The sequence below is a fragment of the Streptomyces sp. NBC_00316 genome (assembly GCF_036158715.1).
Taxonomy (GTDB): Bacteria; Actinomycetota; Actinomycetes; order Streptomycetales; family Streptomycetaceae; genus Streptomyces.
Map to the genome: position 1 here is coordinate 5,014,564 of NZ_CP108023.1, position 11,909 is coordinate 5,026,472.

Annotated in this window: 13 protein-coding genes; 6 read left to right on the forward strand and 7 right to left on the reverse strand. The window is 70.3% G+C overall.

The window, feature by feature from the left end; all coding sequences use genetic code 11:
* Nucleotides 1–131 precede the first annotated feature (131 nt).
* Nucleotides 132–737: a GTP cyclohydrolase I FolE gene (gene folE, locus OG878_RS22310; protein ID WP_328888415.1), complete on the forward strand. Its 606-nt coding sequence runs from the start codon at nt 132–134 to the stop codon at nt 735–737.
* A gap of 64 nt (nt 738–801) precedes the next feature.
* Here the strand turns inward: folE and OG878_RS22315 are convergent, their stop codons facing one another.
* From OG878_RS22315 to OG878_RS22340, 6 genes are all read right to left on the reverse strand, one after another.
* On the reverse strand, nt 802–1,284 hold the full coding sequence (locus OG878_RS22315) for a DUF3180 domain-containing protein (RefSeq protein ID WP_328891329.1): 483 nt from the start codon (nt 1,282–1,284) through the stop codon (nt 802–804).
* Nucleotides 1,285–1,396: 112 nt separating this feature from the next.
* The gene (gene folK / locus OG878_RS22320) at nt 1,397–2,008 is read right to left on the reverse strand and encodes a 2-amino-4-hydroxy-6-hydroxymethyldihydropteridine diphosphokinase (protein WP_328888416.1); all 612 of its coding nucleotides are present in this window, start codon (nt 2,006–2,008) and stop codon (nt 1,397–1,399) included.
* Complete coding sequence (gene folB, locus OG878_RS22325; protein WP_328888417.1) at nt 2,005–2,364, reverse strand: dihydroneopterin aldolase; 360 nt, start codon at nt 2,362–2,364, stop codon at nt 2,005–2,007. The genes folK and folB overlap by 4 nt, the downstream gene beginning before the upstream one ends.
* Before the next feature lie 195 nt (nt 2,365–2,559).
* A complete protein-coding gene (locus OG878_RS22330; RefSeq protein ID WP_328888418.1) occupies nt 2,560–3,042 on the reverse strand; it encodes a nuclear transport factor 2 family protein in 483 nt (160 codons plus the stop codon).
* Nucleotides 3,039–3,899, reverse strand: a complete 861-nt coding sequence (folP, locus tag OG878_RS22335; protein ID WP_443049145.1) for a dihydropteroate synthase — start codon at nt 3,897–3,899, stop codon at nt 3,039–3,041. The genes OG878_RS22330 and folP overlap by 4 nt, the downstream gene beginning before the upstream one ends.
* A 30-nt stretch (nt 3,900–3,929) precedes the next feature.
* Nucleotides 3,930–5,771 (reverse strand): phosphatidylglycerol lysyltransferase domain-containing protein, encoded by a 1,842-nt coding sequence (locus tag OG878_RS22340; protein ID WP_328888419.1) that lies wholly within the window; start codon nt 5,769–5,771, stop codon nt 3,930–3,932.
* 138 nt (nt 5,772–5,909) lie between these two features.
* Between OG878_RS22340 and OG878_RS22345 the strand changes: the two genes are divergently transcribed.
* A complete protein-coding gene (locus OG878_RS22345; protein WP_328888420.1) occupies nt 5,910–7,025 on the forward strand; it encodes an alpha/beta hydrolase in 1,116 nt (371 codons plus the stop codon).
* Here OG878_RS22345 and OG878_RS22350 read toward each other — a convergent pair.
* The gene (locus tag OG878_RS22350; RefSeq protein ID WP_328888421.1) at nt 7,012–8,190 is read right to left on the reverse strand and encodes an ABC transporter ATP-binding protein; all 1,179 of its coding nucleotides are present in this window, start codon (nt 8,188–8,190) and stop codon (nt 7,012–7,014) included. The two genes, OG878_RS22345 and OG878_RS22350, sit on opposite strands and share 14 nt — an antisense overlap.
* A 130-nt stretch (nt 8,191–8,320) precedes the next feature.
* Between OG878_RS22350 and OG878_RS22355 the strand changes: the two genes are divergently transcribed.
* The 4 genes from OG878_RS22355 (at nt 8,321) to OG878_RS22370 (ending at nt 11,898) form a co-directional block, all read left to right on the forward strand.
* Nucleotides 8,321–9,034, forward strand: a complete 714-nt coding sequence (locus OG878_RS22355) for an ABC transporter permease (protein ID WP_328888422.1) — start codon at nt 8,321–8,323, stop codon at nt 9,032–9,034.
* Nucleotides 9,035–9,037: 3 nt separating this feature from the next.
* Entirely contained in the window at nt 9,038–9,712 is a 675-nt protein-coding gene (locus OG878_RS22360; protein WP_328888423.1) for an ABC transporter permease, read from the forward strand.
* A gap of 88 nt (nt 9,713–9,800) precedes the next feature.
* A complete protein-coding gene (locus OG878_RS22365) occupies nt 9,801–10,778 on the forward strand; it encodes an ABC transporter substrate-binding protein (RefSeq protein WP_328888424.1) in 978 nt (325 codons plus the stop codon).
* Nucleotides 10,779–10,884: 106 nt separating this feature from the next.
* Nucleotides 10,885–11,898: a hypothetical protein gene (locus tag OG878_RS22370; RefSeq protein ID WP_328888425.1), complete on the forward strand. Its 1,014-nt coding sequence runs from the start codon at nt 10,885–10,887 to the stop codon at nt 11,896–11,898.
* Nucleotides 11,899–11,909: the final 11 nt, after the last annotated feature.

Here is an 11,909-nt window from a genome sequence, read left to right on the forward strand (position 1 = left end):
CCACGGGGGTCGGACCGACCCGGAATGGATGCCGCGTCCCCCAGGTTTTAGCCTGTGGGGGCGCGGCTTTCTGTTATGTCTGCGCGAGGTCCGCGCAGGTGACAGTTGAGGGAACAAGGAACGAGGCACAGATGACCGACCCGGTGACGCTGGACGGCCAGAGTTCGATCGGTGAGTTCGACGAGAAGCGGGCCGAGGCCGCGGTGCGCGAGCTGCTCCTGGCCGTCGGGGAGGACCCGGACCGGGAAGGGCTGCGCGAGACCCCTGGACGGGTGGCGCGGGCGTACAAGGAGATATTCGCGGGCCTGTCCCAGGAGCCCGAGGACGTCCTGACGACGACGTTCGACCTGGGCCACGACGAGATGGTGCTGGTCAAGGACATCGAGGTGTTCTCGACCTGCGAGCACCACCTGGTGCCGTTCCGGGGGGTCGCGCACGTCGGGTACATCCCGGCGACCAGTGGAAAGATCACCGGTCTGTCGAAGCTGGCACGCCTGGTCGACGTGTACGCCCGGCGGCCTCAGGTCCAGGAGCGGCTGACCACGCAGATCGCCGATTCGCTGATGAGGATCCTGGAGCCGCGTGGGGCCATCGTCGTCGTCGAGTGCGAGCACATGTGCATGTCGATGCGCGGGATCCGCAAGCCGGGGGCGAAGACGCTGACCTCGGCGGTACGCGGTCAGCTCCGTGACCCGGCGACGCGCGCCGAGGCGATGAGCCTGATCATGGCGAGCTGACGCCGGAGTCTGCGCCGGAAGCGGTGCCGGTGCCGAAGGCCGGGGCGGTGCCGGAGCCCGTCCGTCAGGCGGAGGTGGCGCTCTTGTCGTCGTCCTTGTCGTCCGGGAGCTTGCAGACCCGCTCCAGGAACAGGGCGGCGGCAATCACCCCTGCGCCGGCCAGCACCGCGAGGCCGGCGTAGATCGCCTGGTCGCGACGGGCCGGGATGTCGAGCGAGCCGAGCAGGAAGACCCCCGTGCCGCCGTACATGCCGGCGACCAGCGCGACGACGAGGGCGCTGGCCTGGCCGAACACCACCGCGCGGGCGGCCATCAGTGGCTCGACGCCCTTCGCGCCCGGCCGGCGCTCACGCTGGGCGCGCAGCCGGGAACGGATGGAGAGCGCCGTCGCCAGCAGGATGACGGCGATCACCGCGAGCACGACGGGTGCGGCGAGTGGCACGCTCGGCAAGGTGGCGAGCGAGTCCCAGAGGCGGGCGCCGCCCCAGGACAGCACGCCGGCCGCGAGGAAGAGTCCGGCCAGTACCCCGAGCCGTAGTTGCTTCACCGCGAGAGCCGCCCTTCGCAGACGGTCCACGGGACCCTCTGCCCTGTCCGTCCGTCTGTTGTGTCTGTCCGTTGCGAACCGTGCCGTTTCCGGCCCGCCCTGAGCCTAACGACTACTCGGGCAGGCGGAGTTCCAGATCGACGCGCGGCTGTATGCCGTCGCGGCCGACGCCGGCCAGCAGGTCGGCGACCCGGCCGCGGCCGGCCAGCTTGGCCTCGGGATCGATGTCGTACCACGGGGCGAGGACGAAGGCGCGCTCATGGGCCCGGGGGTGGGGGAGGGTGAGAGCCGGGTCGTCGGAGACGACGTCCGCGTACGCCACGATGTCGACGTCGAGGGTGCGCGGTCCCCAGCGCTCCTCACGGACCCGCTCGAAGGCCTCCTCCACGGCCTGGCCGCGCTCCAGCAGGGAGGACGGCGGGAGCGTCGTCTTCACGACGATCACCGCGTTGAAGTACGACGGCTGGGAGCCGGGCGCGACGCCCCAGGGCTCCGTCTCGTACACCGGGGAGACCGCCTTGACCCGGAGGCCGGGCGTGTCCTCCAGGGCGTCGATGGCGCCCTGCAGGGTCTCCATGCGGTTGCCGAGGTTGGAGCCGAGGGAGATGACGGCTTGCTTGGGGTTGGACAGCGTGACGTCCGCGGCGTCCACCTGCTCGACCACGGAGGCGGGAACCGGCTGTACGGTCGGGTCGCTCTGCCCTTCGACGGAAAATGCAGTCATGCTCGGCTCCGGGTGATGGTGACGGTCACATCGTCGAACGGAACGGTGATCGGCGCATCAGGCTTGTGGACGACGACCTCCACTTCCTCGACGCCTTCGTGCCCCAGGCACTTCTGCGCGATGCGTTCGGCGAGCGTTTCGATCAGATCGACCGGGTCTCCCTGCACGATCTCGACGACTTCCTCCGCGACCACGCCGTAGTGCACGGTCTTCGTCAGGTCGTCGGAGGCTGCCGCGGGGCGGGTGTCGAGGCCGAGAACCAGATCCACGATGAAGGTCTGGCCCTCTTCCCGCTCCCGGGGAAAGACGCCATGGTTCCCACGGGCCCTGAGGCCGCGCAGCGCGACACGATCCACGCGAATCACTCCTGCTGTCGTTGGTCGTAGGGCACAGGGCCGCGTGCGGGCGGCGAGGTGTCCTCATTCGAATCTACCTGCGAGCACCGACAGTGCTCGCCTGCGGGGCCGGGGAACAGGACCGTGGCAGGGGCCGGTAGCCGCCTCACCTACCCCGCGCCCCGGAGTCCAATCGCTCCTCGCGGAGATACCTGCTCAGGAGGACGCGTCGTCCTCGTCCTCGTCGTCGGAATCGCCGAGTACCGGTGACCCGTGGTGGGACCAGAGCTTCCAGCCGTCCGAGGTGCGGCGGAACACATTGGTGGCGACGACGAGCTGGCCGACCAGCGGTCCGAGCTCGCCGCCGTCCTCCGCGGGGCCGCCACTGAGAATGTTTTCGGTGCAGGTCACAAGGGCCGTGTCGCCGGTCATCGAGACACCGACATCGGTCAGGAAGAACTGGATGTACTCGGTGTTCGCCATGATCAGCGCATAGCTGCGCAGCACCTCGCCGCGGCCGCTGAGCACCGGCCAGCCGGGGTGGACGCAGGAGACGGTGAGGTCCTCGCCCGGCAGCCACACCGCGGAGAGCGCGTCGAAGTCGCCGCGTTCCATCGCCTCGTAGAAGGCCGTGTTCGCCTGCTCGACCGCCGCGATGTCGGCGGCGATCTCCGCCTGGTCGTCGGGGGGCTCGCTCACGCGGCTCCCTCGACCGCGCGGGCGACCCGTACGGCATCGGCGGTGGCCCGGACCTCGTGGACCCGGACCGCCCAGGCGCCCGCCCGGGCGGACAGGGCGGAGATCGCGGCGGTGGCCGCGTCACGCTCGCGGGCGGGCGGCGGGGCGGAGCCCTCGCGGGCCAGCACATGGCCGAGGAACCGCTTGCGGGAGGCGGCGACCAGCAGCGGGCGGCCCAGGGCGCGCAACTCGTCGAGGTGGGCGACGAGAGCGAGGTCGTGGGTGGCTTCCTTGGCGAAGCCGAGGCCGGGGTCGACCACGATCCGTTCGGGGTCGACCCCGCCCGCGACCACGGCGTCCATCCGCATCCGCAGCTCCGCGACGACCTCGGTGACGACGTCCTCGTACACCGCGCGGCTGTTCATGGACTCGCTGAAGCCGCGCCAGTGCATGACGACGAACGGTGCGTCGGACGCGGCGACGACCGGGATCATGTCCGGATCGGCGAGCCCGCCGCTCACGTCGTTCACGAGGGCCGCGCCGGCCGCGACGGCCTGTTCGGCGACGCGGGCCCGCATGGTGTCCACGGAGATCGTGATGCCCTCCTGGGCCAGCCCCCGGACGACCGGGACCACGCGGCGCAACTCCTCGGCCTCGTCCACCCGGCTGGCGCCGGGGCGGGTCGACTCGCCGCCGACATCGATCAGGTCGGCGCCCTCGGCGACCAGCTCGAGGCCGTGCTTGATCGCGGCCGTGGTGTCGAACCAGCGGCCCCCGTCCGAGAAGGAGTCCGGGGTCACATTGACGACACCCATGACCGCGCAGCGGTCCCACTCCGGAAGGCCTCGGACCGTGCCTCGTCCACGCAACGTACTCATGCGACCAGCGTAGGCCCGTACGGAGCCGTGCTACGCCGGGTGTGCACCGTGCTCCTGGCCGCGGACCGCCGCGTGGGCGCAGGGGCGGGGCCCGGCGGCCGGGAACCGGCGGGCGAACGGACGCGGCAGACCGACGTTGACGAAGCCCTCGGCCTGCATTGCGGCGAACGAGATCCGGGGCAGGTCGCGGCTGGTGCGGTAGACGACGAAGCGGGGCTCCCAGCGGGGCCGGAACTTGGCGTTGAACTTGTACAGCGACTCGATCTGGAACCAGCGCGACAGGAAGATCAGCAGGCCGCGCCAGACCCGCAGCACCGGGCCGGCGCCCAGTTTCTCGCCGCGGGCGAGTGCCGAGCGGAACATCGCGAAGTTCAGCGAGACGCGCTCGATGCCGAGCCGTGGCGATTCCTGGAGGGAGGCGACGATCAGCAGCTCGTTCATGCCGGGGTCGGCGGAGCGGTCGCGGCGCATGAGCTCCAGGGACATGCCGTCCGTGCCCCACGGGACGAAGTGGATGACGGCCTTCAGGTCGCCGTACGGGGAGTCGGCGGTGTGCTCGCCGGACCTGTGGGCGGTGGCGATGACGCAGTCGCCGTCGGCCGCGTCGCCGATCCGGCCGAGCGCCATGGAGAAGCCGCGCTCGGTGTCGGTACCGCGCCAGTCGGCGGCTGCCCGCCGGATGCGGTCCAATTCGGCCCCGTCGAGGTCGCGGACGCGCCGGACGCGGGTCTCGTAACCGCCCCGCTCAATGCGCTTCACCATCTGGCGCACGTTGCGCATCGCGCGTCCGGCGAGCGAGAAATCCGCGACGTCGACCACCGCCTCGTCGCCGAGCTCCAGCGCGTCGAGTCCGGTCTCGCGGGTCCAGACCTCGCCGCCGGTCTCGCTGCAGCCCATCACCGCGGGCGTCCAGGAGTGCGCCTTGGCCTCGTCCATGAAGCGTTCGATGGCGCCCGGCCAGGCCTCCACGTCGCCGATCGGGTCGCCGCTGGCCAGCATCACCCCGGACACCACGCGGTAGCAGACGGCGGCCTTGCCGCTGGGGGAGAAGACGACACCCTTGTCGCGGCGGAGCGCGAAGTGGCCGAGGGAGTCGCGGCCGCCGTGCCTGCCGAGGAGGGCGCGCAGCCTGACCTCGTCCTCCTCGGTGAGACGTGCGGCCGGGTGTTCGGGGCGCAGCGCGAAGTAGATGGTGGTGACGGCGGTCAGCAGTCCGAGTGCGCCGAGCGAGTACGCCACGGTCCACGAGGTCACTCCGGCGTACTCGACGGGGCCCTCGAAGCCGAGCATCCCGTACAGGACGTGCTGGAGCCGGTCGGCGATGGAGGGGTTCCCGACGACGTGGCCGGGGTGGACGGAGACGATGACCAGCCCCAGACCGAGCGAACCCGCCCCGAGCAGCACGAAGTTGGCCAGGGCCCGCCAGCGGCTCCGCGGGTCGGGGAGTGCGGCGAATTCACTCCGATGGTGTATCAGCAGGTGGCACAGCGTCAGCGAGACGACGGCGCCGATGACCGAGTGGCGGTAGACGAACTGCGCTGCCGCACCGGCCGGCAGCAGGACCACAGCGGCGCGCCAGGCCCGCCGCTTGTGCCGCTTGAGGCCGTGGGCGAGGAGGAGCAGCAGGACTCCGGCGCTCAGCGACAGTGCGGCGGCGAAGGGGCCGAGGGCTCCGGGGAGAACCTCGGCGAGGGTGTGCATCCTGCTGTGCCTGAAGCGGGGGAACACGCCCGCGGCGATGTCGATCAGCCCGACGACGGCGCAGGCGGTACCGACGAGCGCCGGTACGGCCTCCGGACGCGGCCCGCGCACGACCCTGCGCACCGCATGCGGAACCGATCCTGACTTATCCCCATCTTGCGTGACAGACATCGCTTCCCGTGGTTCCGCGAGAGATTGTTGAGTCCGTCGGCCGAAGCGCTCCGGACGATGTGCGCTCTCTAGGACGGGGCTTCCGGGCGGCAGGTTCACCCGTCCTGCGGAAAATTCCCGACAGAAAGCACACCCATCATGGGGCTCACCAGCAAGACAGTTCTGGCCCTGGCCATGGCGTCGGCCGTCATTCTGTTCGCCGCCACGGTCCGGCTCTGGCCGCGGCTGGCGCGACCCGGCGTGGCCGCGGTGTCCGGCCGGGGCGGTCTGCTGCTGGCGACCCAGGTGACGCTCCTCGCCGCGGTCGGCCTGATGGCCAACAACTCCTTCCTGTTCTACGGCTCCTGGGCCGATCTCCTGGGCCGGGAGCAGGCGCCGGGTGTGGTGACGGACCATGTGGCCGGGGCGGCGGCTTCCCGGCATGTGGTCCGGGTCGGGACGGAACATGTCCCGGGCGGATCCCGGTCCACGGTGGGCGGCCGGATCGACAAGGTCGTCGTCGCGGGACGGCGGTCGGGAATCAGGAGTCCGGCGTACGTGTACCTGCCGCCGGAGTACTTCCGGCCCGCGTACGCCCGCCGGAAGTTTCCCGCGGTCGTCGTCCTCACCGGCTATCCGGGCACGGCGGAAAACCTTCTGACGGGCCTTCAGTACCCGCGCACGGCACTCGGCCAAGTGGAAGCCGGACGGGCGCAGCCGATGATCCTGGTGATGCTGAGGCCCACGGTCGCGCCGCCGCGGGACACCGAGTGCGTGGACATAAAGGGCGGCCCGCAGACGGAGACGTTCCTCTCCGAGGACCTGCCGCAGGCGGTGTCGGAGGCGTACCGGGTCGGGAAGCGGGCGCGCAACTGGGGCATCATCGGGAATTCGACCGGTGGCTACTGCGCACTGAAGATCGGACTGCACCACCCCGGCAGGTTCGCGGCGAGCGCGGGGCTGTCCGCGTACTACAGGGCGGCCGAGGACCTGACGACCGGCGATCTCTTCCACGGGAGCAGGCGGGCCCGCGAGCGCGCCGATCTGCTGTGGAGCCTGGACCATCTGCCGCAGCCCGGCTCGTCCTTCCTGGTGACCACATCGCGGGAGGGGGAGGGGAACTACTGGGGTACGCGCCAGTTCGTGGGCAAGGTGAAGGCGCCCGCGCAGGTGTCGTCGATCGTGCTGGACAGCGGCGGGCACAACTTCAACACGTGGCGGCGGGAGATCCCTTCGGCGCTGGTATGGATGAGCACCCGGCTCAGCGAGAGCTGAAGGTCTCCACGGTCTCGACGGCGACTTCGGCGCGCGGCACGTCCTGGGCGTCCGCGTCGATCGAGCGGCGCAGCGCCTCATGGAGGCGGGCCGGGGTGAGCACCCCGAGGAACCGGCCGGTGCTCTCCTTGTCGATCACCGCGATCCAGCCCGCGTCGTGCTGGAGCATGGTGGCGAACGCCTGCTTGAGCGGGGCGCCGACGGGGAGCCAGGCGTCCATGCGGCGGGCGTGCTCCCGGACCGTGCCCGTGGCCCCGTCAAGGGCGATGGCGGCCGGGATCCAGCCGTGCAGACGGTCGTCGCGGTCCAGGACGACGGCCCAGCGCGCTCCTTCGGCGCGCAGCCGGCCGGTCGCGACGGAGAGCGGGTCGTCCAGGTGGACGACGGGCGGCTGGTCGAGGTCGCTCTCCTCGATGGGGGTGACGGAGAGCCGCTTGAGACCGCGGTCGGCGCCGACGAAGTCCGCGACGTACGGGGTGGCGGGTGCGCCGAGCACGGTCGCCGGGGAGTCGAACTGCTCGATGGAGCCCTGCCCGTAGACGGCGATACGGTCGCCGAGCCGGACGGCCTCCTCGATGTCATGGGTGACGAACAGCACCGTCTTGCGGACCTGTTCCTGGAGTCTGAGGAATTCGTTCTGCAGGCGTTCCCGGACGACCGGGTCGACCGCGCCGAAGGGCTCATCCATCAGCAGCACCGGCGGATCCGCCGCCAATGCCCGGGCCACCCCGACACGTTGGCGCTGGCCGCCGGAGAGCTGCTCCGGATAGCGGTCGCCGTAAACGGACGGATCGAGCCCGACGAGGTCGAGAAGTTCGGCGGCGCGCTCGCGGCCCTTTTGCTTTTTCCAGCCCAGGAGATGGGGAACGGTCGCGGTGTTCTCCATCACCGTCCGGTGCGGGAAGAGACCGACCTGCTGGATCACGTAGCCGATTCGGCGGCGCAACCGGACGGGGTCGATGGCGGATATGTCGTCCCCGTCGAGGAATATCCGGCCCTCGGTCGGTTCGATCAGCCGGTTCACCATCTTCATGGTGGTCGTCTTGCCGCAGCCCGACGGGCCGACGAGCGTGACCAGTTCACCCTCGGCCACGTCGAAGGAGAGATCGTCGACGGCGGTCGTGCCGTCCGCGTACCGCTTGGTGACGTGCTCGAAACGGATCATGGTTCCCCATTGTGGCGGGTGTTCTGTGAAGGACATGTTGCTGGAATACAACGGCCCCGGCGATTGTCAGTGGTCGAGGATATGGTCACCGGACATCGGTGCGACACGGTGATCGGGAGGTGGGGGACGGGTGGCCGGACAGAACTGCCTGGTGGCGAACGACTGGATCTGCGGGGAGTATCTGCGGTCCCGCAGCCAGGAGTTGACCGATGCGACCGTCCAGCACATCTGGATCACCGCGGTCTCGGTGGCGATCGGTCTCCTGGTGGCATTTCCGCTGGCGCTCCTCGCGCGCCGCAGCCGGCGGCTGGCGGGACCGGTGCTCGGACTGACGACGGTGCTGTACACCGTGCCGTCGCTGGCGATGTTCTCGCTCCTGCTTCCGCTGTTCGGACTTTCCGCCGCGCTGGTGGTCACCGGCCTTGTGCTGTATTCGCTGACCATTCTCGTACGGAACATCCTGGCCGGGCTCGAAGCGGTGCCGCAGGAGGCCAAGGACGCTGCGAGAGGCATGGGATACGGACCGGGCAGGCTGCTGTGGGAGGTCGAACTCCCGCTGGCGCTGCCCGCGGTGATGGCCGGGATCCGGATCGCCACGGTCTCCACGATCGCCCTGACGACCGTCGGCTCGATCGTCGGCCGGGGAGGTCTCGGCAACCTCATCGAGGACGCCCTGCCGAGCTTCTTCAAAGCGCAGGTGCTCACCGCTTCGGTGCTCTGCGTACTGCTCGCGACAGTCGCCGACGTGCTGCTGCTCGGGGTGCAGCGGCTGCTGACGCCCTGGACCCGCATCCGCGCGACCCACGACGCCGTGGGCACGGCCGCCACGGCAGAGGGGGCCTGACCCATGGGAGTTCTCGGAGAGGCCTGGACCTGGCTGACGACCGGGGCCAACTGGTCGGGGGAGAGCGGGGCGGGCCACCGGCTCGCCGAGCATCTGTACGTCAGCGGGGTGTCACTCGCGCTGGCCTGCGTCATCGCGCTGCCGGTGGCCCTGTATCTGGGGCACATCGGGAAGGGGGGCGCGCTGGCCGTCAACATCTCCAATGCGGGGCGGGCGATTCCGGTCTTCGCGGTGCTGGCCCTGTTCATGGTGTCGCCGTTGCGCAACGCCGGATACGTGCCGACGGTCATTGCGCTGGTGCTGTTCGCCGTGCCGCCGCTGCTGACCAACGCCCATGTCGGGATGACGGAGGTGGACTCGTCGGTGGCGGAGGCGGCGCGGGGCATGGGGATGTCCGGCGCTCAGCTCTTCGTCCGGGTCGAACTCCCGCTGGCCTACCCGATGATCATGACCGGTCTGCGCTCGGCGGCGGTCCAGGTGATCGCCACGGCCACGATCGCCGCGATGGTCGGTCAGGGTGGTCTCGGCCGGATCATCACCGCCGGGTTCAACACGTACAACACGCCCCAGGTGGTGGCGGGCGCGCTGCTCGTCGCCGTGCTCGCACTGCTGGTGGAGGCGGTGCTGGTGGGTGTGGACCGGGCCCTGTCGCCGCTGCGCCGCCGCCGGGCGGCGTGACCGGCATCCACCACCCCATCGCCCCGCCACTCGCCCCATTGCCCATCTCGCCTTGTGAACAGCCCTGTTGCTGTGGACGGAGAACAACATGAGCAAGACCTCGCGCATAGCGGGCGCGGTCATCGGCATGATCGCGCTGGCCGGCTCGCTCGCCGCCTGCGGCGGCGACAGCCTCGAAAAGGACAAGGGAGGCTCCGCCGCGCCCGGCGACTCCGGGAAGAAGGGCTCGCTCGTCGTCGGCGCCGCCGCCTTCACCGAGTCCAAGGTGCTCGCCGAGCTGTACGCGCAGATTCTCGCCGACGCCGGATACAGCACCTCGGTCACCACGGTGAAGAACCGGGAACTGTACGAACCGTCCTTGGAGAAGGGCGAGATCGACGTCGTACCGGAATATGCCGCGACGATCACCGAATTCCTCAATGCCAAGGTGAACGGGGCCAAGGCGGCCGAGGAGAAGCCGGTCGCCTCCGGGGATGCGACGGCCACCGTCGCCGCTCTGGAGAAGCTCGCCACCCCGCGTGGACTGAAGGTGCTTCCGGCCGGTGACGCCGTCGATCAGAACGCCTTCGCGGTCACCAAGGAATTCGCCGACAAGAACAAGCTCACGAGCCTTTCGGATCTCGGCGCGTCCAAGCTGAAGGTGAAGATCGCGGCGGGTGACGAGTGCGAGGTGCGGCCCTTCTGCGCACCGGGGCTGAAGAAGACGTACGGCATTGATGTCACCGGGATCGACCCCAAGGGAGTCGGCACCCCGCAGTCCAAGCAGGCCGTGAAGGACGGCAAGGACCAGCTGGTCCTGACCACCACCACGGACGCGGTGCTGGACAGCTACGGCCTGGTGTTCCTGGACGACGACAAGAAGCTCCAGAACGCGGACAACGTCCTTCCGGTTCTCAATGCCAAGGACGCCGGCGCACCGGACATTGCCGAGGCACTCGGCAAGCTCACCCAGGCCCTCACCACGGAGGACCTCGCGGAACTGAACCGCAAGGTCGACGCCGAGCGTGCCAAGCCCGCCGATGTGGCCAAGGCCTATCTGCAGTCGAAAGGCCTGATCAAGAAGTAGCAGGTGACGGCTTGGGAGGCCGCCGGTAAGCCCGTCAGGTAACTGCCGGGGAACAGATTGCCGGGCGGCCTCCCAAGAGACCCCTACGCACGGTAAATTTCAGGCCATGCCACGTGGACGTCATCGCCATTCGCCACCTCTGCACAGAATCCTTCCTCCTTCGGTCGTCGCCGGAGCGGCAGTCGTCTGTGCGGCGGGCGCCTGGCTGCTCTCCGAACCTCTGGTCCTGCGCGGACTGGTCGCCGCCACGGCGGCCGCCGCTGTCACCGGCGCGTATCTGATGCGCGCCTGGGACCGGGAAGCGGGCCTCCGCGTCGCGGAGCTGATGCGCGCCCGCGCCAGCGACGAATGGAAGACCGAGGAGCGCGTAGCGGAGCTCGAGGCCGACCTCGACGAGTCGCGCGCGCTGCGCGTCCGGCTGGAGACGAAGCTGCGCCGCAAGCGCGTGGAGCTCGCCGGCCTGCGCGGTGAGCACGCCGCACTGCTGCGCCGGTACGCCAACGCCGAGACCGAGCGGGCCAGCGCACTGGAGGGCCGCAGGCAGCTCGCGATCGAAGCGGCCGCGGCTCCCAAGGAGCTGCCCACCGCCCGTTCCACGCCGACACCGGCCGCGTATCTGCGCGCCGCCCAGGCCCTGCAGGACCTGACCCGCAACGCCGCGCTCCAGGAGGCCCGCCGCACCGCCGAGCAGGCCAGGAAGCGTGATCTCGAGGAGCGCGCCCGGGAGGCCGAGGAGCCGCAGGGGAAGCACGCGGCGGCCGTGGAACAGGGCGCGGAGCAGCACCGCCGCCCGCAGGCCGCCCTGCCCCCGGTCCGCCCCTCGACGGTGCTTCCCGCGCCGCGCACGGTCCCGGTCGCCAGCGCGGTCGCCCCGTACAGCGCGTCCCGCCGGCACACGGTGCCGCAGGGCAGCTTCGACTTCTTCGGTACGCAGAAGGCGCACGCCTCGATCGAGTCCGTCCAGAACGAGGACCTCGCGGACGTGGTGGGGGAGGAGGCGCTGGCCGCGCACCGTACGGGAACCGTCGAGAACCGTGCCGTCGGCAAGGTCATCGACCTGACCGTGCACGACGAGACCGAGCAGCTGGACGTAGCCGAGCTGCGCAGCGCGATCTCGTAGCGGTCCGGGCG